21 protein-coding genes and 1 pseudogene are annotated in these 23,486 nt (G+C 63.5%); 6 read left to right on the top strand and 16 right to left on the bottom strand.

Going from position 1 to position 23,486, the window contains the following annotated elements:
• Nucleotide 1: 1 nt before the first annotated feature.
• The 4 genes and pseudogenes from HV770_RS19615 to HV770_RS38755 form a co-directional block, all read right to left on the bottom strand.
• Nucleotides 2-1,081 carry an efflux RND transporter periplasmic adaptor subunit gene (locus HV770_RS19615; protein WP_246291023.1) on the bottom strand — a complete coding sequence of 360 codons (1,080 nt, stop codon included), beginning with the start codon at nt 1,079-1,081 and terminating at the stop codon, nt 2-4.
• 181 nt (nt 1,082-1,262) lie between these two features.
• Nucleotides 1,263-2,564, bottom strand: a complete 1,302-nt coding sequence (locus tag HV770_RS19610; protein WP_246291022.1) for an ATP-binding protein — start codon at nt 2,562-2,564, stop codon at nt 1,263-1,265.
• A 44-nt stretch (nt 2,565-2,608) separates the two neighbouring features.
• Nucleotides 2,609-2,773, bottom strand: a complete 165-nt coding sequence (locus tag HV770_RS19605; RefSeq protein ID WP_175162189.1) for a hypothetical protein — start codon at nt 2,771-2,773, stop codon at nt 2,609-2,611.
• A 778-nt stretch (nt 2,774-3,551) separates the two neighbouring features.
• Nucleotides 3,552-3,884 (bottom strand): annotated as a pseudogene (locus tag HV770_RS38755) (DUF4158 domain-containing protein); the annotation flags it as partial.
• Nucleotides 3,885-4,067: 183 nt separating this feature from the next.
• Between HV770_RS38755 and HV770_RS19595 the strand changes: the two are divergent.
• Nucleotides 4,068-4,874: a hypothetical protein gene (locus tag HV770_RS19595; protein WP_246291021.1), complete on the top strand. Its 807-nt coding sequence runs from the start codon at nt 4,068-4,070 to the stop codon at nt 4,872-4,874.
• 292 nt (nt 4,875-5,166) lie between these two features.
• On the opposite strand, the gene HV770_RS19590 is transcribed toward HV770_RS19595, so the two are convergent.
• From HV770_RS19590 to HV770_RS19555, 7 genes are all read right to left on the bottom strand, one after another.
• The gene (locus tag HV770_RS19590) at nt 5,167-5,823 is read right to left on the bottom strand and encodes a glutathione S-transferase family protein (protein ID WP_175162186.1); all 657 of its coding nucleotides are present in this window, start codon (nt 5,821-5,823) and stop codon (nt 5,167-5,169) included.
• Nucleotides 5,824-5,830: 7 nt separating this feature from the next.
• Nucleotides 5,831-7,000, bottom strand: coding sequence for a Rieske 2Fe-2S domain-containing protein (locus tag HV770_RS38215; protein ID WP_217468620.1), 1,170 nt, complete (start codon nt 6,998-7,000; stop codon nt 5,831-5,833).
• Complete coding sequence (locus HV770_RS19575; protein WP_217468619.1) at nt 6,990-7,967, bottom strand: aromatic ring-hydroxylating oxygenase subunit alpha; 978 nt, start codon at nt 7,965-7,967, stop codon at nt 6,990-6,992. The genes HV770_RS38215 and HV770_RS19575 overlap by 11 nt, the downstream gene beginning before the upstream one ends.
• Nucleotides 7,968-7,980: 13 nt before the next feature.
• Nucleotides 7,981-9,150: a BMP family ABC transporter substrate-binding protein gene (locus HV770_RS19570; protein ID WP_175162185.1), complete on the bottom strand. Its 1,170-nt coding sequence runs from the start codon at nt 9,148-9,150 to the stop codon at nt 7,981-7,983.
• Nucleotides 9,147-10,034 carry an alpha/beta fold hydrolase gene (locus tag HV770_RS19565; RefSeq protein WP_175162183.1) on the bottom strand — a complete coding sequence of 296 codons (888 nt, stop codon included), beginning with the start codon at nt 10,032-10,034 and terminating at the stop codon, nt 9,147-9,149. The genes HV770_RS19570 and HV770_RS19565 overlap by 4 nt, the downstream gene beginning before the upstream one ends.
• Nucleotides 10,031-11,008, bottom strand: coding sequence for an isopenicillin N synthase family dioxygenase (locus HV770_RS19560; RefSeq protein WP_175162181.1), 978 nt, complete (start codon nt 11,006-11,008; stop codon nt 10,031-10,033). The genes HV770_RS19565 and HV770_RS19560 overlap by 4 nt, the downstream gene beginning before the upstream one ends.
• Before the next feature lie 134 nt (nt 11,009-11,142).
• Nucleotides 11,143-12,096: a LysR family transcriptional regulator gene (locus HV770_RS19555; RefSeq protein WP_175162179.1), complete on the bottom strand. Its 954-nt coding sequence runs from the start codon at nt 12,094-12,096 to the stop codon at nt 11,143-11,145.
• Nucleotides 12,097-12,460: 364 nt separating this feature from the next.
• Between HV770_RS19555 and HV770_RS19545 the strand changes: the two genes are divergently transcribed.
• From HV770_RS19545 to HV770_RS19525, 5 genes are all read left to right on the top strand, one after another.
• Nucleotides 12,461-12,733: a hypothetical protein gene (locus HV770_RS19545; RefSeq protein WP_175161971.1), complete on the top strand. Its 273-nt coding sequence runs from the start codon at nt 12,461-12,463 to the stop codon at nt 12,731-12,733.
• Between the two features lie 340 nt (nt 12,734-13,073).
• On the top strand, nt 13,074-13,976 hold the full coding sequence (locus tag HV770_RS19540; protein ID WP_175162174.1) for a GNAT family N-acetyltransferase: 903 nt from the start codon (nt 13,074-13,076) through the stop codon (nt 13,974-13,976).
• A 69-nt stretch (nt 13,977-14,045) separates the two neighbouring features.
• Nucleotides 14,046-15,371, top strand: coding sequence for an NAD(P)/FAD-dependent oxidoreductase (locus HV770_RS19535; RefSeq protein ID WP_175162172.1), 1,326 nt, complete (start codon nt 14,046-14,048; stop codon nt 15,369-15,371).
• 73 nt (nt 15,372-15,444) lie between these two features.
• Nucleotides 15,445-16,902: an aldehyde dehydrogenase family protein gene (locus HV770_RS19530; RefSeq protein ID WP_175162170.1), complete on the top strand. Its 1,458-nt coding sequence runs from the start codon at nt 15,445-15,447 to the stop codon at nt 16,900-16,902.
• Nucleotides 16,903-16,969: 67 nt separating this feature from the next.
• Nucleotides 16,970-18,178, top strand: a complete 1,209-nt coding sequence (locus HV770_RS19525) for a M20 aminoacylase family protein (RefSeq protein ID WP_175162168.1) — start codon at nt 16,970-16,972, stop codon at nt 18,176-18,178.
• Between the two features lie 113 nt (nt 18,179-18,291).
• Here the strand turns inward: HV770_RS19525 and HV770_RS19520 are convergent, their stop codons facing one another.
• The 5 genes from HV770_RS19520 to HV770_RS19500 form a co-directional block, all read right to left on the bottom strand.
• Nucleotides 18,292-19,869 carry an ABC transporter substrate-binding protein gene (locus tag HV770_RS19520; RefSeq protein WP_175162166.1) on the bottom strand — a complete coding sequence of 526 codons (1,578 nt, stop codon included), beginning with the start codon at nt 19,867-19,869 and terminating at the stop codon, nt 18,292-18,294.
• Nucleotides 19,870-20,197: 328 nt separating this feature from the next.
• The gene (locus HV770_RS19515; protein ID WP_246291041.1) at nt 20,198-20,575 is read right to left on the bottom strand and encodes a helix-turn-helix domain-containing protein; all 378 of its coding nucleotides are present in this window, start codon (nt 20,573-20,575) and stop codon (nt 20,198-20,200) included.
• 20 nt (nt 20,576-20,595) lie between these two features.
• The gene (locus HV770_RS19510; protein ID WP_175162164.1) at nt 20,596-21,750 is read right to left on the bottom strand and encodes an NAD(P)/FAD-dependent oxidoreductase; all 1,155 of its coding nucleotides are present in this window, start codon (nt 21,748-21,750) and stop codon (nt 20,596-20,598) included.
• Entirely contained in the window at nt 21,747-23,183 is a 1,437-nt protein-coding gene (locus HV770_RS19505; RefSeq protein ID WP_175162162.1) for an FAD/NAD(P)-dependent oxidoreductase, read from the bottom strand. The genes HV770_RS19510 and HV770_RS19505 overlap by 4 nt, the downstream gene beginning before the upstream one ends.
• The gene (locus HV770_RS19500) at nt 23,165-23,473 is read right to left on the bottom strand and encodes a (2Fe-2S)-binding protein (protein ID WP_175162160.1); all 309 of its coding nucleotides are present in this window, start codon (nt 23,471-23,473) and stop codon (nt 23,165-23,167) included. The genes HV770_RS19505 and HV770_RS19500 overlap by 19 nt, the downstream gene beginning before the upstream one ends.
• Nucleotides 23,474-23,486 lie beyond the last annotated feature (13 nt).

Here is a 23,486-nt window from a genome sequence, read left to right as displayed (position 1 = left end):
CTCAGTGCGCCACGACTTTCACGAGCGAGCCGGTATCAAGCCTGTCTGCACCGTCGGTCGCGACCCGCTCCCCTGCCTTCACACCGCCATCGAGAATCGCCGTGTCGTCGCCTTTTACCGGCCCGGTCTTCACGTTGCGCAATACCACTGCGCCTGCGCCGCCGATCACGAAAACGAAATCGCCGTTCGCGCCATGCTGGATTGCCGTAGTCGGCACGACCGGAATCCGGCGCAGCGTGTCGACCTGCATGCGGACATTCACGAATTCGTTTGGGAACAACGCGCTGCCGGAGTCGGGGAAGACGGCCTTGACGTTGATCGTGCCGGCGCTCGTATTGACGAGGTTGTCGACCGCAAGCAGCGAGCCCTTGGCGAGCAACGATTTGCCGTCACGGTCGTAGGCCAGCACCTGAACCTCCCCGTGCGACATCGCTCGCCGGATCCGTCCCAGGTCGTCTTCCGGCACCGAGTAGATCACGGTTGCCGGCTGCATCTGCGTGATGACCGCGATACCGGTCGTGCTGGTGCTGCTCACGTAGTTGCCGGGGTCGACCAGGCGCAGACCCACGACGCCGTCCACGGGAGACGTGATGGTGCAATAGCCGACCTGAACCTGCAGATTGTTCACGCTGCCCGTGTCCGCCAGCACGGTGCCTTCGTCCTCCTGGACGGTAGCAATTTGCGTATCGAGCGTCTGCTGCGTAATCGAGCCCGCTTTGATCAGCTGCTGATAACGTTGCAGGTCCAGTTTCGCGTTTGCGAGTACAGCCTGGTCATGGCGCAGCGTACCCTGTGCCTGCAGCAACTGCGCGTCGAGCGCCCGCGAATCGATGCGTGCAATCACCTGTCCTTTCCTGACCGTCTGCCCCTCGCTGAAATCGACGGAACGCAGTATCCCGTTGACCTGCGTGACGACCGTGACGGTACGTGTCGGTGTCACGGTGCCGAGCGAATCGATGTAGACGGGAACATCGGTAACCGAAGCCGCAACCGCGCTCACGGGGATCGGATCGGATACGACAGCCGTCTGACGGTGACCGTGCGCCTGGTGGAACCACCCAATAGCCGCGACGGCGGCCATGAATGTACTTAGTATTGCAAAGTATCGCGTAAAGTTTTTCATCACACAACCTGAAAAATGGCCATCTCAACAAATGCTCACGCTGCCCTGCCGGACCTTGGGCGGGGCTCGAGGATCACATTAAATCGCGGTCTTTACGACACTACGGCGACGGCGCAGTCATCGCGCTGACAAGCGCCCGTTAAAAAATGGGAATTTGCACCACGACCTTGAGTCCGGACGGTGCATTCTGGAAGAGTTCGAGCGTGCCGCCATGCTGCTGTGCGACGTGCTCCGCTATCGCGAGGCCGAGGCCGCTCCCGCCCTTTCGATCCGCCTCAGAGCCGCGCCTGAATGGTTGCTTTATCAACGACAGAAGCTGTTGAGGCACGCCCGGTCCCCGATCCTCAACCACAATCGTGAAACTTCGCGCGTCCATGGTAGTCCGGACTGCGAGCCCGACCTGACCGTACACGACCGCGTTCTGCATCAGGTTCATCAACAGGCGCTGCATGCCTACCGGTCGGAACGCAACGGGGGGCAATTCCGCGAGCGACAGTTCGAACGTGCGACCGAGACCTGCATAGTCGGCAGCGAGCTGTTCGATCAGCGCGTTCAGGTCACCGTGCGTCGCCGGTTCGCTATCCCACCCACGGGCGAAATCGATAAACTGCTGGACGATCGCGTCGATCTCCTCGACAAAACGTTCCGCGCTGGCGGCCGGTGCCTCGAATGACTCCGGTGCGAAGATGGCCATGCGCAGCTTGGTCAGCGGCGTGCGGATATCATGCGATATGCCCGCAAGCATTTCGGCGCGCGTCGCTTCGAGATCTTCGAGTGTCGACGCCATCCGGTTGAACGCCTCCTCCACTGCTGCCAGCTCGCGCGGGCCGCTCACGGGAACCGCTTCGGGCCAAACGCCGCGCTCGATGGTGCCGGCAGCTCGCGCCAGCCGGCGCAGCGCCCGTTCGACCGGCCGGTGGATCAGATAGGCCCCAAGGGCAGGAAGGGTAGCCGCACTTAACAACAGGCCGATCAGAGCCCAGGGCAGCGTACTGCTCATGGCCGAGGTTCCACGCAGCGCCACCCAGTACCACACATCCTGCACATGTAGACGCACCCAGATCCGGTGCCCGTCGCGCTCCCAGCGAAGCTGTTCGTCCGGGGAAAGTTCCGATGCCAGTCGACCGAAGAAGCGGTGCGCCATGTAGTCGGGAGGCAACCCGTCGTGAGCCTGCGGCGGAGGCAGTTCACTCTGGGGCGCCCGATTCATTTCAAGCAGTTGCCGGTTTCGCTCGTCGTCCGGCAGGACTGACAACAGCCGGTCCAGGATCCGGATCTGCGATGCCACGAGCGCTGCCCCATCGTCAACTCTTGGCTTCTGGATAAAGTTCAGATAGACGGCAATGACCAGGATCTGACTTGTCAGCATCAGTACAATCAACAGCAATACGTTGCGCGCGAAAAGGGAACCCCGCCATACCGACATGCCGCTTCCTTTCATCTCGCTCTCTCGATGACCTGCTACGCAGGTGATACATAAAACAGTCAGGTGCCTTTGGCATTCGATTGACCGGTCCCGCGACCGCGGCCGGTTCCCTGCATCGTTGCCTGGGAAAGGCACTTATCCACTTGCGCGGTCATGCCGTACAGCGCGTCCAGAAAGATGGCGGACGAGTTGCCATAGCGTCGCGCGAGTTGCGCCAGGTCCATTAGTGCCGCAGACGGCACTGTGCACTGCGATGCCAGGCTATTGAACGATCGTGAAGGTATCACGGCGGGGGATAGTCGTTTCGGTGCACGTCCACTCAGGCTGATGTACCCTCCGAGCGCAAGTGCACTCAGGACGACCAGCAGCACAAAGTCGGCAACCCGCAGACCCCGACGAGCAGTCCTCGCGCCGAAGTGATGTGCGACATTGCTTGGCTGCTTTGACGGACGGGGGTGATGTGTCGCACGAGACAGGTACGGCGCAGACATTTCACAACCAGTGACCGGCCACCCAGACACCACCTACCCAGTGACCGGGCATCCACATGCGACGCGGCCCCCTAACCACAATCACAGGACGACGTGGCATGACGACGACCGCCATGGGAGGTCGGGGCGCTGGCGCAACCGTCACAACCGGCGCGACTGCCGGTGGCACGGCTGCTGCGTAACCATTTTGCACGACCACGGTCGGCGGCGCATAGACAGGTGCCGCAGGAACGACGACGACGGGAGCCGGCACGCCCACACCGACGACCACGCCGGCGAATGCCGAAGCACTCATGGATGTGAGCAAAGCCCCGCCCACCAGCAAGGCAAACCTTCGAGTTTTCATGAGCATCTTCCTTTACAGATTGCACACGAGGTGTATCGCGCGCCGAGAAGAGAATGTACAGAGATCGCGACCTCAAATCTGTTGGAAAGGTGTGTCAAAAAATGTCACTTTGGAACCGGCGCGGGAATGACGATGCTTGATTGCTCGTGTCGCACTACGACACCTATGCGTCCCTGTTGCCTGATCCCGCTGCCCGTACTCTTTCCAGAGTGTGGGCGCGACGCCCAGTTGTCCGGCAACGAACTGCAGCAGCGCCGGCCGGGGCGTTTCGCCAGCGACCAAGGTTACTCGGGGATAGCGCATGTAGCAGAGCTGTACGGCAAATCCCAGACGGTTTCAGCGCTTCTACGCTGCCGGATCAGCGACAGGTCCGGTTCGCTGAAGGTGTAGTGGCGGATGACGTCGTCATGGCCGTCCGGGAAACGCAAACGGGCTGTCTCGCTCGCCGGGCGACAGAACGGAACGACGGGCATAATGGGCTCGACAGGGAGTGAAGATGGGGTTGGATGGGGTGCAACATCGATTCCACCGGACTGGCGGGCATTAAAGAGCAAGTGCCGGTGAACCTCTGCTTCCCCAAGATGCGTATGAGTCTTGCCGACCCACATCTGCCCTTCGAGCAGACGCGATCGCTGCGGCAGCGCTTAGCGATAGACTGCCTTGATCCCGGAGGGGTTTTTCGTGGCTGATCTTAAAATCATGTTGGTCCGTTCGAACGCCGCTTGCGCCCTGTTTTGCATGTCGCTGCTGACGCACGCCGGGACGTCGGCAGACTTAGCCACAGTTACCCATGCGCATGAGCCTGAAACGTCTGCCTCTGCAGATATCCTCTCGACTCGGCCTTTCGTGGGCGACGACCCGGTTGCCATCAGAGACGCTTTGGCGGAGCACAGCTTCCATGCCGACTCTCCTTCGCTGAGCGATCGCATCAGAAACCTGGTCCACGCCCCTGTCCTTAAGGCGCCAGGCGGTCCCGACTTGCCGAAAGCCAGTCTTGACCGCGACCTCGCTTTCGTCGTACCGGCGCCCTACGGAATACGATATCAGTCAAAGACGCACTTGCTGACGGTCAACATAGATCTATCTGATGAGGACAATCCGGGAGTGATCCTGCTCAGGAAGACCATCACCGGACCACGCGGTCGAGGGCTTGTGGTGGCGCCTGAGGCGAAGGCCAAGGGGTACATCCAACATATCGATTTGATTGAACTCAAGTCCGGCAAACTGAGCAAAACCAGGGTTCACGGACGCATCACACTCTCGCAGGCGGCGTTCGACAAAGCGAATGGAGACTTCGCGATTGTGCTGATGTGTATCATGGCGCCGCCCTACCTGACCGACCGACGCGAACACAGCGATCCCAGCAACGACGAGCCCACCGACATCACAACAAGAACCTCGACGCTGTACACGAACATTCACGCCATCTGGCTGGTGAGCCCGCAGCGAGGTATCGTGCTATCGAAGAAGCTGCATCTATCGAAGTAAAAGCCCTTGATTGTTTTTTCAGATCGCAGTACCGGAATGGTCACGCTCAGGCGACATCGACTGCGCACCTCGCTCTATCGGAAACAACTGGCCGCACGCTTCGACGCCCGGCATCGCTTCAGTGAGATTGCCCGAGGCCCGTCCGCTGTCTGAGCAAATGCGCGTCCTCTCCGCGATTGTGTTCAAACGCTTAACGTGGCAGCGCCCTCCGACGCCTTCGCACTTTCTTTCGCCGCGCAGCAGCCGGCCACGTGAGATGACGCGGCAAACATGACGTCGTTTGGGTGGTCACTCAGATGGCCGCGTACACACCGGCCATCGTCGTAAAACCTTCCAGCCGTCTGAGTCGAACCATCCAGCGTCCAAGCGCCGGATAGTCGATCGACTCGATCTGCGCTTCGTCGAGCAGCGCAACCGGCACGAAGCACGCGATATCGGCGATGGTCGGCTTCCGCGTCGCGCAGACGAAGGGCACGCCAGCCGCTTCGTTGAACCAGCACGTCTCATCGAGAGAGCGCAGCAGCTTCTTCGCCGCGTGCCTCGACGCATGAACGGGCTGCGGCTCACCATGCAGCACTTGCGAGCGCAGCGGCAACACCACACCGCACAACTGGCTGGCGAAATCGAGCCAGCTTTGCACTTGCGCAAGTTGCAAGGGATCATCGGCTGGCAGCCAATGTGCGCGATCTTTTTCAGCCACGTCTTCATTCGCGCCGTAGCGACGCGCGAGATACACCAGAATTGCGTGCGCGCCGCGCAGCAACGCGCCGTCCGCATCGAGTACGGGCAGCGTACCAAGTGGATTCAGGGCGAGAAAACGCGGCGTGCCGTTCTGCTTCGACGGATAAAGCTCAACGTGGATTCGTTCGTAACTGACGTCGAGTAGACCCAGCATCAGACGCACCTTGTAGCTTTCTCCGCACAATTCGTCGTCGTAGAGTTTGAGCATCGCGGCCTCACAGATCCAGAGTCAGCGCCGCGCCGCACGCGCGCGACACGCACACCATCATGCAGTCCCCCGCCGCGCGTTCCTGCGGCGTCAGAAAAACGTCGCGATGTAGCGGCGTGCCGTCGAGCACGCGCGTGCGGCACGTGCCGCATACGCCTTGCTCGCACGAAGTCGGCACGTCGATACGATGCTCGCGCAAAGTCTGCAGCAAGCTAACGCCTGCGGGCACACTCAGCGTGCGGTCGCTGCGCGCCAGATGAACTGTGAATGCGTGCTCGTCGGCGTGGTCAATGGTGCCGGACGCGCAAGCCGCTTCGGCGGAAACGGCTCTGGCCATCGCGGGCGATAGAAACACCGCTTGCGTGGACGGCTGCGCATGCGGCATAACAGGTGGCGGCTGGTCCGCGAAGCGATCGCACGATAAATGCTCATCACGTGCGGCTTGCTGTTCCAGCGCATCGCGCAACGCGTTGAGCCGCTGCTGATGATGTCGCTGAACAGCCAGCCGCTCTTCCCCCGCGAACGCGCCGAGCGCGATTCCGTGCAGATACGTGCGCCCTGCGCGCGCGGGCTGCATCAGAAACACCACGCGTTGCGCTGCGTCGTCCAGCTGTTCGATCAATACCGCGTGTGCGCCGAGATCGAACGCGACGCAGTCGGTGGTACGCCATGCGTCGAAGTCCGCATGGTCGAAGCAATATGCGCTCAGCGCGCGCTGCACGTCGTCGGCGCAGGCATCGATCGCGACGGTGCGCAAGCGGACCTGCTGCCGGTCGTCTTCGAGTTCGTCGAGCGGCACGAATGGCGGCGCCTCGTCCGACTGCGCGAGACACGTCCACACGAAGCCATCACGCACCTGCACCGGCCATGTCTTCACCGCGACCGGCGGCGCAGCGCCGTCGGGATGCGCGGGCACGAAGCGGCAGCCGCCGTCGCCCGAGCCGAATTGCCAGCCGTGATACTGGCATTGCAACGCATCGCCGCGATGATGGCCAATCGACAAGCGCACGCCGCGATGCGGACAACGGTTCTCCCACACGTTCACGACGCCGTCTTCGGCGCGCCACACGACGAGTTCGTTGCCGTGCAGTTCGGTGTGATAGATCGCGCGTTCGCCGAGTTGATCGACGTCGCACAGCGCAAACCAGGTGAAGGCGCTGCTGTCTTTATCGGCCATGGCTGGTTCCGTAGGTGATCCGCTGAGCCGCCAGCCAACGCCGGTACGCGACCGACATCGCATCGGCGCGCACGGGATGTTCGGCTCCGGTGCCGAGCGGCAGGCGCTTCGGCACCTGATTGACGAGGATCTTGATGTCCTGCGCGAAGATGGTTTGCTGAAAGCCGCGCAATTCGTCGTCGCGGCTCGCGTCGTCGAGATAGCTCATCACCGTGTGCGCGACGCACCAGTCCTCGTCGACCGGTTGCACGAACAGCGCGATCACGTCGAAGCGCTCGGGCTGCGGCGGACAGGTCTTGTAGAGAATCGCGCTGTACGGACGCGCGACGCGGTACACATACTGAACGTCGAGCCCGGCGTCCGCGGTCACCGCCGCACGCGGCTGATAAAAGCGGCAGTCGTATGCGTACAGCTCGTCGTTGAGTTCGTCGCGCTGGACCCGGTACGGGGCGACCTCGGTGTACGGCTCGACGCCCAGATACCCGGTATGCACGAACGGGAAATGCCCCATGTCGAGGAAGTTTTCGATCGCCCGCAAGCCGCTGACGTGCACGCGAAACGCGCCCGCATGCAGCAGACGGCGATCAGGCTCAGCGGCTTCGGGAATCGCGAGCAGATCGCGGCGCGGCTCGCCGACGCACACCCACAACACGCCATAGCGCGCCTGCACATGACACTCGGCCTGCGTATCGAGCCGCCACGCGCGGTAACGGTGCGACGCGCGGGCCGCCGCGACGACGCGCGTCACGGCCACGCCGAGATCCACACCGAGGAGTCGCGTGGCAGTGGTGGCCGTCGCGGCCTGCGCCGGCGCGCCGCCGGACGAAGCCGCCGCGACGAGCGCATCCAGCGCTTCCAGCGCTGAGACCGGATGCCAGTCGTTCCAGACCACCGCATCGCTGCTTGCGTGGTCCGCCGCGCCGTTCGTCGCTTCGTTGTGCGGATTCCGCACCTGTGCCGTGCTCATAGCCACCGCTCCGTCATTTCGCGACGCTGCCCTGCACACCGTCGACGAACCAGTCTATCCGGTTCGTATCGTCCGCGGACAGCACCGAACCGGCGGCGACGCGCAGCTTGCCGCTCTGGTCCTTCAGCGGGCCGGCGAACGGATCGAGCCGGCCGGCGACCAGCGCGGCGCGCTTCTCCGCGAGCGCGCGCTGCGCATTCGCGGGCACAGCCGTCGTGTTCACATTCACCAGATCGGTGATCCCTTCCTTCACGCCCCAGTACACCGGCTTGTTGGTCCACGTGCCGCGCTTCACTTCGTCGATCACCTTGCTGTAGTAGATGCCCCAGTCATAAGCGACCGAACCGAGATGCGCATGTGGGCCCCAGTGGCTCATGTCCGAGTCCCAGCCGAACGCGTGAATCTTATGCTGCTCGGCGACCGCCATTGTCGCGGTCGAATCGGTGTTCTGGAGCAGCACATCGGCGCCGAGGCCGACCAGCGTCTCCGCCGCCTGGCGTTCCTTGCCAGGATCGAACCAGCTATTGATCCACACCACCTTGACGGTGGTCTGCGGCGCCACGGAGCGGGCGCCGAGCGCAAACGCGTCGATATTGCGCACCACTTCCGGAATCGGCACCGAGCCGACAAAACCGAGCGTGTGCGACTTCGACACATAACCAGCGACGACGCCCGCGAGGTACGCCGACTCGTAAACCTTGCCGTTGAAGTTGCCGAGATTCGGCGCGCTCTTGTAGCCGGAGCAATGCAGGAACACCGTGTCAGGATAGTCGCGCGCGACCTTCATCATCGAGTCCATGTAGCCGAACGACGTGCCGATCACGATCTTGTCGCCCTTCGCCGCGCGGTCGCGGAACACGCGGGCCGCATCGGCGTTTTCGGGGACGTCTTCGATACGCGTCACCTTGATCTCCGAGCCAAGCTGTTTTTCGGCGACGCCGATGCCGAGATCATGCGCATGCGTCCAGCCCGCATCGCCCGGATTGCCGAGATACACGATGGAGACGTCGAGCGGCGCATTGCTGGCGGCGTGAGCGGCACTGCTCAAGGTCAGGAGCGCGCCGAGCGAGCCTGCAAGGAACGCCCTGCCCGCACGTTGCACGAAGCGTGCGGATAGGCACGCGCTGCCATGCGACGATAAGCGCGCGGGAAAAAGCCGGCCGAGGCGGGAGAGTCGGGTCATGACGAGGTTCCGGTGGTGAGCGTAGTGGGCGTGGTGCGCAAATCGGAGACGGCGGACAGGCTGGAAGCCGGGCCGGTTGGCGAAGCGGATGTATCGTTGGTGGCCGTGATGCCGATGCCGGCAAGCGCATCGCACACCAGCGAGGCGAGTTCGCCGGGACGCGCGAGTTGGGGTACGTGACCGCAATCGATGGAGCGCACTATCGCGCCGGGCACCAGCGCCTGCATCCTGCGCTGCAAAGGCAGCAGCACCGAGCGGTCCCGCAGCGCTTCGACATAGATGCGCGGCACCTGGCCGAAGCGCGCGGCGCTGAGCGAGGCGACCAGCGTGCGGCCGCTTTCCCGTTGCGGCGTCAGCCGGGCGGCTGCCTCGCGCGCGGCGTCGGGCGGGCAATCATGCAGGAAAATCTCGAGCGCGGCGGCGGGCGGCACGACCGTGGTCGCGCGATCATCGCTCCACTGCAGATACGGCGCGATGCCGGCGGCCCCAGGCACTTCGGCCGCGCTCGCCTCGACCAGCTCCGCATAGCCCATCGCGGAAGGCAGCATCATGCCCGCCACGTACACGATGCACGCGACCCGCTCCGGGCATGCTTCGGCCAGTTGCGAAGCGGGCACGCCCGCGCCGCTATGCGCAACTACGACGACTGGACCGGCGAAGGCATCCAGCGCTTCGCGCAGCGCATCGACATAGCGTTGCAGCGTGACGTCGAGGCCGGCATCGCGCGCCGGCTGCGCGCCGTTGCCGGGCAGATCGACGGCGCGGCACGCCCAGCCGCGCGCGGCCATCTCCGGCAGCCAGGCGTCCCACGCCCAACTGCCCTGCCACGCGCCGTGGATCAGCAGCATGCCCGCCGCGCGCGCCGTGCGAGCGGCGGGACTCATCCGTAAGTCCTCCGGTAGCACGCTTCGAGATGACCGGCGACGGTGATCGGCGCATACGCCGGCAACTCGCCGGGCGCGCAACAGCCGGGCAGGCAGTTCACCACGTAGTCGGGCCGGCCGGTGAAGAAGAACGGCATCGAATAGCGCTCGCGACCCGATGCGTTGACCACGCGATGCAGCGTGGAGCGATAGCGGTCATTGGTCCAGCGCGCGATCAGATCGCCGAGATTCACGACGAAGGTGCCGGGCAGCGGCGGCACGTGAATCCAGCCGCCGTCGCTATCCTGCACCTGCAAGCCGCCGTTGCTGTCCTGCCAGAGCAGAGTCAGGCAGCCGAAATCGGTATGCGCGCCGCAGCCCTTCTGCTCGGGCAGCGCGTGCGGCGGTTGCGGCGGATAGTGCAGCAGGCGCAGCGTGCCCATCGCGTCGTTGCAGAACGCATCGAAATGGCCTTCCGGCAAATCGAGCGACAACGCGAGGCCGCGCGTCAGACGTTTGGCCAGGTCGAACAGCGCATCGAAATAGGCTTCCATCGCCGGACGAAAACCGGCCTGGGCTGTCGGCCACTGGTTCGGCCCGCAGTTGAACGCGCGAGCGACGACGCGCGGGTGATCGAGCGGCAATTCATTGCCGATATAAAAGCCTTCCTTCAGATCGGGCGGCGTGCCGGCCTCCAGCACCTGGCCGCGCAGAGGTTCGTAGCCGCGGTTGCAGAACGACTTCGCCTTGTCGAGCTGACGCTTCTCCGCCTCGTCGAGCGCGAAGAAACGCTCCGCTTCGCTGCGCGCCGCCTCGATCAGCGCCGCGTCCACGCCATGATTCGCGATGTAGAAAAAGCCTTTGTCGATACACGCGGCGTGCAGCGCCGCGCCAAGCGCAGCGCGTTGCCGCGGATCCACGCGGGCAAGGCCCGACACGTCGATGACGGGCAGGCTCGCGTGCGGCACCGCCCTCGCTGATAGTACTTCGGACATTCCGGCTCCCTTGACCTTGACCCGCGTTCGATCTGCTTCGATCTCGTCTTCAGAGCGAGTCTAGGGCGCGGCGGATGATCAAAAAAGCGCAGAAAAACGTCCATGCCGATGCCGTTTCGGCATCAGCGGCGCCATTACATGGCCGGCTCGCCGCCTTCGCGGTCGGCGAGCGCTTCGGCGAGCAGCCGGACGAACGCGTCCAGCGCAGGAGTCAGCATGCGGCCGGCACGTGCGTAGGCGCCCAGCTCCGACACCAGCGGACGCGGTGAGCGCAGCGGAATGTGCGCCAGCGTGCCATCGGCGAGATCGCGTTCGAGACCGAGCCGCGTCTGGAAGCCCACACCGCGACCGCGCGCCGCCATGCGCCGCATCAACTCGATCGAATCGCTTTCGAGCACCGTCTGAAACGGCTTCGCGTAATGACGGATCAGCGGTTCAAGCAGGCCGCTGATCGACAGTTGCGCGTTGCCGAGAATCAGCGGATAGCGCGCGCACTGCGCGAACGTCACGCTCGTTTCGCTCGCGAGCGGATGATCGGCGGCGACGATCGCGCCCAGCTGAAAACGTCCCACCGCGAGCTGTTGCAGGTCGCCGGTGCGCGGCAGCGAGAACGCGAGGCCGAGGTCCGCGTCGCCGTCGAGAATGGCCCGGGCGATAGTCGCCGATCCCGCCGTGTGCACCTGAAAGCGGATTGCCGGGTAACGCGCCAGCATCCGCTCGACGAGGTCCGGCAAAAAACTGGAGTTGAGCCCCTCGACCGTGACGATGCCGATCTCGCCGCGCCGGATGCCGCGCAGCGCGTCCATCTCGCTCTCGAAGCGGCGCGCATCCTGCAACACGGTGATGACGTGCCGCGCGAACACTTCGCCGGCCGCGGTCAGCGCGAGCCCCGAGGCGAGCCGCTCGAACAGCGGCGTGCCGAGTTCCGCTTCGAGCTTCAGCAATTGCCGGTTAACCGCCGACGACGCGACGTGCAGTTGCCGCGCCGCTTCGCGAATCGAGCCGCAGCGGCGGATCGCATCGAAATAGCGCAGAGAACGGGCGTGGATGTGCGAGGCGAACGTCTCGGCGGCGGTAGGCTTCGGCATGGTGGCGCGGGCTGTTAGCGGTGTTGTCGGCGAATGTATGGCCGCCATGTTTGATGGCATGGCAGCCGACAGGATGATACGTGGCTTCGCCGTGTGGCTCGACTTTTCGCTCAACGGCAAACCAGAGCGAACCAGTGCGTTCTGGATCTGGCGGCCCACTCCGATGCCGTCATTCTGACTTGCGCTATGCTCGGGCCGGCGGTCGAAGAAATTGCAAGTTCGGCCATCCCCATTGTGAGAGCAGTTGCCGCGTTGGCCGCCGCGGCAGCAAGGCAGGCGCAAAATCGTTTTATGTGCTGTCGAATCCGCCATCGAATCGACCAGACGTCTTTTCGGGCAGCACGTGAGCGACCGTGGTACATCGGTGAGCGTCATCCACGTTGCGCGGGTGTGGACACTGTTCAAAACCGACGACCTCGACGAGTGCTTCGCCGCCGCGCCATCGGCGGATGAAGCCTATGAAGCAGGCGCAACTGGGGTCGCGTTCGCTCGTCCCTGGATGGCGCCCGCGGTCCATCTCGCGCGCAACGAACGCCGAGCGCTCGATAGCCTTGCGACGGGCGCGCAACATCCGGCCTATCAGGCCGTGATGCCAGACGGCACGCTTGAAACCTGGCCGCGTCTCTACGGCTGGTGATTCGCCGCTCCAACGAGTCAGCTCGATGAGCACGCCACATAAAATGCTGCCCAAGACGCGCCAAACGCAGTTTTCGTACTCTTTTGAAATTTTTTTCGAGCGTCGTAGTGTGACAGTGACCACGTAACATGGAGACGCTGTCGGCCCATAGTGCCCGTGAAATCTTGCAGATCCGCGGGCTCCTCGAAGCCGACTGCAAGCATCTGGACACTGGCAGGCTCACGACGGATTAATCGAGGACACAGATGGTACGTGCTGCACGAGGATACGCTGCCACTTCAGCGACGACGCCGTTGAGCCTGTTCGACTTCGAGCGTCGCAGGATTGGCAAGGAAATCTAATGAACGATGATTGTGTCGTGAGTGCTACGCCTTCAACGCAAGCGCTTCACTACCGAAACTTCACGCCGGCGGACATTCCGACGGCTCATGCTCTGTCGATGACATTCAACTGGCCGCACCGTCCAGAAGACTGGCAGTTCGCCGTCGAGCAGGGAACCGGATTTGTCGCTGCAGAAAACAGCGTGGTGATTGGCACGGCGTTGTGCTGGAAATACGGCACGGACCGCGGCTCGCTCGGTCTCGTGATCGTGTCGCCGGAACATCAGGGACGCGGCATTGGCCGCAAGCTGATGGAGTTGGTACTCGAAGAGTTGGGACCACGCATCACGTTCCTGCACGCGACACCAGCAGGTCGTCCGCTCTATGAAAAGCTCGGTTTCAACGTGTGCGATTCGCTCGACCAGTATCAGGGAAACGTCGGCGAAACTTTGCCTGTCACGCTGCCCGACGATGAACGGCTGCGGCCCGCGACTATCACCGATTCCCCTGCGCTCATCGAACTCGCGACGCGCGCTTCGGGCCTTGAACGAAAAACGATGGTGTCGGCGTTGCTGGAAAAGGGCGAAACCGTGGTGCTCGAACGTGACAGCGAGATCATCGGCTTCTCGATTCTGCGACGCTTTGGCAGAGGCCAGGTTATCGGTCCGGTGGTCGCGATGCGCTCGCGCGACGATCTTCGTGCGAAAGCCTTGATAGGCTATTGGCTGAACGGTCGCGAAGGTCAATTCATTCGAATCGACGTGCCCTGCGGCGCGAGTCTGGCTGACTGGCTGGTCGCGCAGGGACCGAAATGCGTCGACACCACGGTGAAGATGGTCCGCAACGCGCCCGCCGTCGCGCATCGAGGCGCACCCGATCCGGTCTACCGGTTGTATGGGCTGATTAGCCAGGCGATGTTCTAGGCGTTGCGACAAGCAAACTTGCCGACAGACGATTGACCCGACACGCGACTCACGAAGGAGCTTTCACAGATGCGCGTACCGTTGACCCGCATTGATACCACCCCGACGCTACCCGGTAGCGCCGACGTCGTCGTGATAGGCGCGGGCATTGTCGGCGTATTCACAGCATGGTTTCTCGCGAAGCGCGGCGTGAAAGTCGCGCTGATCGAAAAGGGCATGGTAGGCGGCGAGCAATCCAGCCGGAACTGGGGCTGGTGCCGGCAACAGAACCGTGATGCGCGCGAATTGCCGATTGCGACCGAAAGCCTGCGACTGTGGCAGCAGTTCGAAGACGAATCCGGGGAATCCGCCGGCTTTCGCCGCAGCGGTCTGCTGTATCTGAGCAATGACGACGACGAACTCGGCGGATGGACGCGCTGGTGCGAATTCGCCCGCACGGCCGGCGTCAGGACCGAAGTGCTCGGCAGCAAACAGGCCAACGCGCGGGCTGCTGCCACCGGGCGCAAGTGGAAAGGCGGCGTGTTCGCACCGACCGATGGCACGGCCGACCCGGCCAACGCCGCTCCGGCTGTGGCACGCAGCGTCATCAAGCTGGGCGGCACGGTTCATCAGAACTGCGCGGCACGTGGAATCGAAACCGAGGGTGGCAGGGTCAGCGGCGTCGTGACCGAGCACGGCGTGATCCGCACGAAGATCGCGGTCCTGTCGGGCGGCGCATGGGCCTCGACGTTTTGTCGGCAGCTCGGCATCCGCCTGCCTCAGGCGACCATTCGCTCGTCGGTCATGTCGGTCTCACTGCCACGCGGCACGTTGCCGGACGCGCTGCACACGAAGAACATCACCATCACGCGACGCGGCGACGAAGCGTATTCGCTCGCCATCAGCGGATTGGCGAAGTTCGACCCCACGCTGCAAAAGGCCCGCTATGCCAAGGACTTTCTGCCGATGTTCGCGCGTCGCTGGCGCAGCCTCAGCCCGGGCAGTCTGGAAGGCGTGCGGTCGGGCCATGAAAGCATGAGCCGCTGGCGGCTCGATCAGCCGACGCCGATGGAAAAGATGCGCGTGCTGGACCCGAGCGTCGATGAAGCCACCCTCACCGAGATTCGCGGGCGTGCCATCGATCTGTGTCCGGTGATTGGCGAAGCACGCGTGGCCGCCTCCTGGGCCGGCTATATCGACATGACACCGGACGGCATCCCCGCTATCGGGGAAACGCGGTCGCTGCCCGGCTTCGTGCTGGCTGCGGGCCTGAGTGGCCACGGCTTCGGCATCGGGCCGGGATGCGGTCATCTCGTGGCGGATATGGTCACCGGCGTGACGCCGATCGCCGACCCCGAGCCTTATCGTCCGGACCGGTTCGACAGATCGGCGTGGGGCAAGGTCGCCGACTTCTGACAACGGTTTCGACTTTTATCCGTGCGTTTTCGCCTGCCGCGAGCGCACGGTATCCACGCAAGGACACGCCGCAATGAAATCACCCGTACTTCATCTCATGCAGGCTGGCCATCTCGACCGGTTCTTTATCGACGGCGAATGGATCGCGCCTGTCGGCACAGAACGCGCCGCCGTGGTCTGCCCTTCCACCGAAGAGACGCTCTGCGACATCCCGTTAGGCGACGCGAGCGACGTCGACCGCGCCGTGCAGGCCGCGCACAAAGCGTTCGCGAGTTGGTCGATGACTGCGCCCAACGAGCGTGCCGCGCTGCTCGAGCGCGTTCATGCCCTCTTCCTCGAACGAGCCGAACTGTTCGCGTTCGCCCTGTCGATGGAAATGGGCGCGCCAATCAACTACGCGCGCAGTGCCCATGTGCCGCTCGCGGCCGAACATATCCGCGTCGCACGCGAGAACCTCGCGACTTACCCGTTCGTCGCCCAGCGTGGCACCACCGCCATCGCCCGCGAGCCGATCGGCGTGTGCGCGCTCATCACACCGTGGAACTGGCCGATCTATCAGATCACCGCGAAGGTCGGGCCGGCGCTCGCCGCCGGCTGCACCGTCGTCCTCAAGCCCAGCGAGTTGTCGCCGTTGAGCGCCCTGCTGTTTGCCGAGGTCATCGCCGATGCGGGCATTCCTGCGGGCGTGTTCAACCTCGTGAACGGCACGGGCCCGGAAGTGGGCACGGCGCTCGCCTCCCATCCACAGGTCGATATGGTGTCGATCACCGGTTCGACGCGAGCGGGCGTGCTGGTCGCCCAGGCGGCCGCGCCGACGGTCAAGCGCGTTGCCCAGGAACTCGGCGGCAAGTCACCCAACATCGTGTTGCCTGATGCCGATCTGCCTCGTGCGGTCACGCTCGGCGTAGCGGCTGCGTTTCGCAACATGGGACAGTCATGCAGCGCGCCGACGCGCCTGATCGTCCCGCGCAGCGTCATGGCCCAGGTCGATGAACTCGCCGTGGCAGCGACGAAACAGCTGGTTGTCGGCGATCCGTTCGCCGAGGCGACGACCCATGGTCCCCTAGCGAATCGCGCACAGTTCGGCCGGGTGCAGCAGATGATCGAAGCGGGCGTGGACGATGGCACGAAGCTGATCGTGGGCGGCCCAGGAAGACCCACCGCGCTGAGCCGGGGCTTCTATGCGCGCCCGACAATCTTCTCCGATGTACGCACGGACATGCCGATTGCCCAGCAGGAGATCTTCGGGCCCGTCCTTGCGATCCTTGCGTATGACACGGTGGAAGAAGCGATCACCATCGCGAACGACACCGTGTACGGGCTTGGCGCGCATGTCCAGGGCACGGACAAAACGCTGATGCGTCAGGTCGCCGCACGCATCGAGTCAGGCCAGGTGCATCTGAACTACCCGGCGTGGGACCCGCAGGCTCCGTTCGGCGGATACAAGCAATCCGGAAACGGCCGCGAGTACGGGATCGAAGGAATGGAAGAGTACATGGAGGTGAAGTCGATCGTCGGGTACTACAATTAAACGACCGCAAGACGTCACACAGTGACGTCGACAACTTGATGCTGTCAGTTTTCGAAAGGTGCTGAGATTGGAAACCGCGGATATTCCCGAGACATCGCTAACCGCGCATCAACCGCATTGGGCAAAGTTGCGACGCGACCTTCACGCACATCCCGAGTTGCGCTTCGAAGAACACAGGACGGCTGACGTCGTCGCGCGTGAGCTTGAGGAACTCGGTTATACGGTATCGCGCGGACTGGGAGGAACTGGCGTCGTGGCGAGCTTGCCGGGCGCGAATCCGGCTTGGGGCATCGTGCTTCGTGCGGACATGGATGCGTTGCCCATCCACGAAGCCAACGATTTCACGCACGCGTCGTGTGCGCACGGGATCATGCACGCGTGCGGGCACGACGGTCACACGGTGATGTTGCTCGGCGCCGCGCGCATCCTGATGGGCATGCCGCAGTTGCCTGGCAGCGTTCATTTCGTATTTCAGCCCGGAGAGGAAGGCGGCGCGGGTGCGCGAAAGATGATCGACGATGGGCTGTTCGAGCAATATCCCACCGAGGCGGTATTCGGCATGCACAACTGGCCTGGGTTGCCAGCCGGACATTTCGGCTTGCGGGTTGGTCCGATCATGGCGGCCGGCTCGCGCTTCAGGATCACGGTTACCGGCAAGGGCGCTCACGCGGCACAACCGCATCTTGGCCTCGATCCTATCCCGCTAGCCTGTTCGATGGTGCTGCACTGTCAGACCATCGCGGCGCGGCACAAGGACCCCGTCGATCCCGCCGTGATCTCCGTCTGCATGATCCACGCGGGCGACACCGACAACGTCATCCCGGACAGCGCCGAGTTGCGCGGAACGATACGCACGTTGTCCTCGGAGTTGCAGCAGAAATTGCAGCGCGACATCCGACAGATGTGCGAAGGGCTTGCCGCCGCTCACGGCGCTCAGGCCGAGGTCACGTTCTTCCAGTACTATCCGGCGACCATCAACACGCGGGCGGAGACCGCCCTATGCGAAGCGGTCATTCGCGAGACGTTCGGCGATGAACGTACGCACGCCGACGTGCCGGCCAACATGACATCGGAAGATTTCGGCTTCATGCTGGAAGAGCGTCCCGGCACGTATGTGCTGATCGGCAATGCCAACGCCGGCACGACAGCCCAGAGTCTGCATAACCCGAAGTACGACTTCAACGACGACATCATTCCGGCTGGTGTCCAGTACTGGATCACGCTGGCCCAGCACTACTTCCGGACTCGTCAGCAAAAGAGCGTGAGCGGCGCCTGATCACCGGCACGCTGGCGAGGCTTTGCATAACGCAGACCTCGCCCGAACTCGAAGAGACTCGACAAAGTCCGCAGAAGACCGCTGACAGCGGTCTCCTGCTGTGCCCTGCTCGGTCATCCCTGCCACCACACATATTCGCCGAAGCAGAAACCCATCAATCCACCGGTCGGGATCGAGCCCAGACCTTTGACGCGCTTGTCGTAGCCGTCGAGCAGACTGATGAACGACGGTATACCGATGCCGCCTTCCTTGTGGACGATCTCCTGCATGTCGCCGTACATCTGTTTGCGCTTCGCGTCGTCGGTTTCGGCACGCGCAGCGATCAGCAGTTGGTCGAACTTCGGATTGTTCCAGCCCGACTCATTCCACGGCGCATCCGATTTGAAGAACTGTGTGAACAGCACATCGGCGCTCGGCCGCGGGTTGATGCTGCCGAATCCCAACGGATGCTTCATCCAGTGATTGGACCAGTAGCCATCGGCCGGCACGCGGTTCACGGTGAGATTCACGCCGATCTTCTGCGCCGACTGCTGCATCAGCACCGCCATCTCGATCGAGCCATTGGCATCCGAGGTCGCATAGATCGGCGGAATCGGTGTGCCGACCGCACCGGCCTTCTGCAGGTAGAACTTCGCCTTGTCGAGATCGTACGGGCGCTGCGGCAGCGAGGCATTGAAGTAACGATGCCCGGGAGGAATCGGCTGATCGTTGCCGATCACCGCGTAGCCGCGAAAAATCGCCGTGCGGATCTGCTCGCGGTCGAACAGGTACTTCATGCCGAGCACGAAATCCGGATTGCCGGTCAGCGTGTTATCGCGCCGCACGATGAGGTCGGTATAGAGCCCCGACCTGGTTTCCTTGATCGCATAGCCGGCCGTCGATGCAACCCGTTGCGTCGCTCGCGGATCGACAGCGCTGATCAGATGCACGTCGCCCGACAATAGCGCGTTGACACGCGCAGCGTTGTCGCTGATACCGATCAGTTCCACCTGGTCGAGATACGGTTTTCCCGGCTTCCAGAAGCCGTCGTTGCGCACGCCGATAGTCGACACGCCAGGCTTGAACGATTTCACCTTGTAGGGGCCCGTGCCGACGGCGGTCGTGAAATCGGTCGTGCCGTCCTTGATAATCACCAACTGCGGCGTGGCGAGAATCACCGGCAAATCCGCATTCGGCACGCTCAGCGTGATCGTCACTTCGTCGGGGCCGGTCGCCTTGACGTCGGCGAACTGGTCGGCCACTGACTTGACCTTCGACCCCGTCGCCGGGTTCTTGTGACGCAGCAGCGAATACACGACGTCGGCCGGTGCGAGCGCCTTGCCATCGGTGAACATCACGCCCTTGCGCAGCTTGAGGACCCACGTCTTCGCATCGCTGCTGTCGAGCGATTGCGCGAGGTTCATCTGCGGCGTGAGGCTTTCGTCGAGCTGCGTGAGGCCGCTGTAAAAGAGAAAGAAGCGGATGTAGTCGGGACCTGCGGAACCCTTTGCGGGATCGAGCGTGTCGGCGGTCGAACTCGAATCGTAGGCGACCCGAATCTTGCCGCCCCGCTTCGGCGCATCGGCCGCGAACGCGCTGTTCGCACCGGCGAGCAGTCCACCCGCGCCGCTCGCCATCATGCCGCCAGCCGCCAGAATGCGCATCATGTCGCGGCGAGTGACGCCACCCTGTTTGATATCGTCGTCGTTCATACGAGTGCTCCTGGAAACGTTCGGGAAGGAATGTGCGTCGGTAGTGCTGTAGCTTGTCGTACACGCCTGCCGGCGTTAAAACCAGAGCCAACCTGCTCGTCGCTGCGTCCCCCGGTCAGCCCGGTCAAGAAGCGCTCGTCTTGATTGAATTTCAACATTACAGAATATTGGGGGTGTTCCGTTCGATGCCATCCCGCCAGCACAAGCGATCGTTTTGACGATGCTTTTCAGCATGAATTGCTGCGGCGACGACGGCGAGGCCCGCAGGCCGACGTACGGCATCCCGCACAACTGGAAGAAAAAAAGAATCGCGGCCGCTGCGGGACGCTTAGCAGGAAACCAGCGAAGGCCGCGCCACATAATCTCCCGGCGTCACACCAACGGTGCGCCGGAAGTGACGGCCAAGATGGCTCTGATCGAAGAAGCCCACTTCGGTCGCCACCACCGATGGCGGCACACCATTGCGCAGCAGCGCCTGCGCGTGCCGCACGCGCACGAGACACACATAGCGATGCGGCGAGATGCCGACTTCCTGACGAAACAGCGTCGCAAACCGTGACACGCTCAATCCCGCCGTTGCGGCGAGCATCGCAAGACTGACCGGCTGCGCAAACGACGCTTCGATGAACGCCACCGCTCGTGCAACCGAGCGCGACCCCGCTATCGGTTCGGCAACCGGACGTTCGCCTGCGGCATACATGAGCATTTTCGCCACGATTTTCTCCGCTACGCGGCGATCGGCGCAGCGTTCGCCTGGACGGCGAAGCGCTCGATCGCGAAAGGCTCGATGGGCGTACTGGTCGCCCCGGTGTCGATCAGTTCGGCCATCACGTCGCCGACGCCCGGACCGAGCTGAAAGCCGTGTCCGCAGAAACCGAATGCGTAATACAGGCCATCCACTTTGCCGCTGCGTCCCATGATCGGACGGTCGTCCGGCATGTAGCCTTCGACGCCGCTCCACACGCGAATGATGTTCAGGCGCGACAGCGCCGGCGCGACGCGCGCCGCCTGGCACACCTGCAGCAGAGTGCTTTCCGGCAGAACCTTCGCACGACGCTCGTCGAGATAGGCCGGACCCCGCGCGCATCCGCCGATCACGATGTTGCCGCGCTTCACCTGGCGAAAATACACGATCTCTTCGAGATGCGGCGACGACACCCCGACAACGGGCGTGAGGCCATACGGCACCGGTTCGGTGACCGCCATCTGCGGGCCATGAATCGCGATCGGGACAGCTTCGCCGAACTGTTCACTCAGCCGGCTGCCCCATGCGCCAGCAGTGATCACCAGGTTCGGCGCGCAGAACACACGGCCATCCGTGCTGGTCGCGCGGAACGTGTCGCCGTCTTTCTCGACGGTGGCGATCTCGGTGTTTTCTTCGATCTGCGCACCGGCTCTCACCGCTGCGCGTCCAAAAGCCGGCGCCGCAAGACGAGGATTCGCGTGTCCGTCGATCGGTGCGTGCGATGCTGCCCGTACCTCGGGACCCAGAAACGGAAACTTCGCGCGCATTGCGGCGCCACGGTACAGATCGAGCTTGAGCCCATATTGCGCAGCTTCACGCGCATACACCTCGAACGCATCGTCCTGTTCCTGCCGATAGCACACGCGAATATGTCCGGTCGGAAGATACTCGGCATCGTGACCGATCAACTCCGGCAGTTTTCCCCAGATGTCGCGCGAGCGGTTCGCCAGCGGCAACTGCGGCAGATAGCGGCCCTGCCGGCGTACGTTGCCGAAGTTGACGCCACTCGCCTGCTGACCGACCAGGCCGCGTTCCAGCAAAATGACCGAGCGGCCGCGCTGGCGCAGAAAGAACGCCGAGGCGACACCCATGAACCCGCCCCCGACGATCACGACATCTGTATCGGTCCGTTTCATTCTTCCTCCACCGTGCTGGTTGCACTCGACGGTGCTGCGGCCGGCGTGGCGGCCGCGGGTTGCCAACCAGCAACGGTCGACATCGCGAACGGCTTGACCGGCGCCTGCCCGCGCAAGCGGCCGACCTGCTCAAGCGGCACGCCCGCCGCATCGGCGATCACCTCGGCCGCCGCGTGGCCGCAATAGCGGCCTTGGCAGCGTCCCATGCCGACCCGGCTGAACGCCTTCGCGCGATTCGCTTCGCGCGCGCCTTCCTCGCGGATCACGCGGCGCAATTCGCCTGCGCTAATTCCTTCGCAACGGCACACTATGGTGTCGTCGGCCAAGCGGGCGGCCTGTTGCGCCGGCCACGGAAATGCTTCGGCAAGTCCGGCGCGAAAGCGGTCCATCTTCGAGCGCTCACGCGCGAGCGAAGCAACCAGCGAAGCATCGACGGAATGTCCAAGGTCTTGCAATACGGCCAGCGCCGCGAGTTTTCCGGCGATCTCCGCGCCATCGGCGCCGAGCACGCGCACGCCGTCCCCAGCCAGATAAACGCGCTCAACCGAGCTGCGGCCCATCCGGTCGAGTTGCGGCAACCATTGACGCGTCGACGCATCGAACGCGAACTCACAACCAGCGAGGTCCGCCAGCTGCGTCTCAGGGCGCAGGTGATAACCCATCGCGACGGCATCGCATGAAATACGCTGGTGCGCGCCACGCTTGTCGCGGTAGCTGACCGATTCGACGCCGCGCTCAGCGTCGCCGTGAATCTCAAGCGGCTCGACACCCTGCTCGATCTTCACACCGCTCTTTTTCAGCGACGACACGAGCGCCGCGCCCTTGCGCAGCACGTCGGGCCGCGCGAGCAGCTTGGGCAACGCGCGCAGACGCTTGCTCGACGGCGACGTGTCGAGCACCGCGGCCACCTTCGCGCCCGCCTGCACGTACTGGTTCGCGACCAGATACAGCAACGGCCCGGAGCCCATGAACACCACGTTGCTGCCGATCGAACAGGCTTGCGCCTTCAGCGCGATCTGCGATGCGCCGAGGCTGTAGGTACCGGCAAACTGCCAGCCCTTGACCGGCATCAGCCGATCAGTTGCACCGGGGCACAGAATCAGCGCGTCGAACGCATGATGGTTGGCGACACTGTCGCGTGCCGTGTAGAGCCTGCCGCCTGATACGTTCCACGCAAGCGTCTGTGGCGCGTAGTCGATCTGCGCACCCAACCGTTCGAAACTGTCGTGCAGATTCTGCGCACTTGCGGCTTCGGTGCCATAGAGCTTTGTATAGGGCCGCGAAAACTGCTCAGGCTGCCGGCGATAAATCTGCCCGCCATCACGCCGGCTTTCGTCGATCACAAGGGGACGCAGCCCCGCCGCGACCAGCGCTTGCGCGCAGCGAATCCCGGCCGGTCCTGCACCGACGACGATTACACGAGGTTGGGCCATTGCAGCTCCGGTTGACGGGTGACGATATCGAGTTCCTCGCTGACCACCGTCGTGCAGGCGCGAAGGCGTTGGCCATCGGCGGTCCAGACCCAGCAGTCCTGGCACGCGCCCATCATGCAAAAACCCGCGCGCACTTCCGGACCAAACTCGGACTGCCGCACGTGACCGGTGTTGCACAGCATCGCCACCAGCAGCGTGTCGCCTTCGAGACCGTCGACCATTTCGCCGTCGATCCGAAACGAGACGGTGGCGCGCGTGGTTTCAGCGAGCCGGACGAATCTGGACTTCATGCGCGTGACTCCA

This window comes from Paraburkholderia fynbosensis, assembly GCF_902859935.1.
GTDB classification, from domain to species: domain Bacteria; phylum Pseudomonadota; class Gammaproteobacteria; order Burkholderiales; family Burkholderiaceae; genus Paraburkholderia; species Paraburkholderia fynbosensis.
The sequence above is the reverse complement of the archived record's forward strand: the minus strand, read 5'-3'. Positions and strand labels throughout refer to the sequence as shown.

Excerpts from the sequence above, each read along its gene's own strand:
- HV770_RS19615 (WP_246291023.1), bottom strand. The coding sequence starts at position 1,081 with ATGGCCGCCGTCGCGGCTATTGGGTGGTTCCACCAGGCGCACGGTCAC.
- HV770_RS19610 (WP_246291022.1), bottom strand. The coding sequence starts at position 2,564 with ATGAAAGGAAGCGGCATGTCGGTATGGCGGGGTTCCCTTTTCGCGCGC.
- HV770_RS19605 (WP_175162189.1), bottom strand. The coding sequence starts at position 2,773 with ATGGACCTGGCGCAACTCGCGCGACGCTATGGCAACTCGTCCGCCATC.
- HV770_RS19590 (WP_175162186.1), bottom strand. The coding sequence starts at position 5,823 with ATGCTCAAACTCTACGACGACGAATTGTGCGGAGAAAGCTACAAGGTG.
- HV770_RS38215 (WP_217468620.1), bottom strand. The coding sequence starts at position 7,000 with ATGGCCGATAAAGACAGCAGCGCCTTCACCTGGTTTGCGCTGTGCGAC.
- HV770_RS19575 (WP_217468619.1), bottom strand. The coding sequence starts at position 7,967 with ATGAGCACGGCACAGGTGCGGAATCCGCACAACGAAGCGACGAACGGC.
- HV770_RS19570 (WP_175162185.1), bottom strand. The coding sequence starts at position 9,150 with ATGACCCGACTCTCCCGCCTCGGCCGGCTTTTTCCCGCGCGCTTATCG.
- HV770_RS19565 (WP_175162183.1), bottom strand. The coding sequence starts at position 10,034 with ATGAGTCCCGCCGCTCGCACGGCGCGCGCGGCGGGCATGCTGCTGATC.
- HV770_RS19560 (WP_175162181.1), bottom strand. The coding sequence starts at position 11,008 with ATGTCCGAAGTACTATCAGCGAGGGCGGTGCCGCACGCGAGCCTGCCC.
- HV770_RS19555 (WP_175162179.1), bottom strand. The coding sequence starts at position 12,096 with ATGCCGAAGCCTACCGCCGCCGAGACGTTCGCCTCGCACATCCACGCC.
- HV770_RS19540 (WP_175162174.1), top strand. The coding sequence starts at position 13,074 with ATGAACGATGATTGTGTCGTGAGTGCTACGCCTTCAACGCAAGCGCTT.
- HV770_RS19535 (WP_175162172.1), top strand. The coding sequence starts at position 14,046 with ATGCGCGTACCGTTGACCCGCATTGATACCACCCCGACGCTACCCGGT.
- HV770_RS19530 (WP_175162170.1), top strand. The coding sequence starts at position 15,445 with ATGAAATCACCCGTACTTCATCTCATGCAGGCTGGCCATCTCGACCGG.
- HV770_RS19520 (WP_175162166.1), bottom strand. The coding sequence starts at position 19,869 with ATGAACGACGACGATATCAAACAGGGTGGCGTCACTCGCCGCGACATG.
- HV770_RS19515 (WP_246291041.1), bottom strand. The coding sequence starts at position 20,575 with ATGCTCATGTATGCCGCAGGCGAACGTCCGGTTGCCGAACCGATAGCG.
- HV770_RS19510 (WP_175162164.1), bottom strand. The coding sequence starts at position 21,750 with ATGAAACGGACCGATACAGATGTCGTGATCGTCGGGGGCGGGTTCATG.
- HV770_RS19505 (WP_175162162.1), bottom strand. The coding sequence starts at position 23,183 with ATGGCCCAACCTCGTGTAATCGTCGTCGGTGCAGGACCGGCCGGGATT.
- HV770_RS19500 (WP_175162160.1), bottom strand. The coding sequence starts at position 23,473 with ATGAAGTCCAGATTCGTCCGGCTCGCTGAAACCACGCGCGCCACCGTC.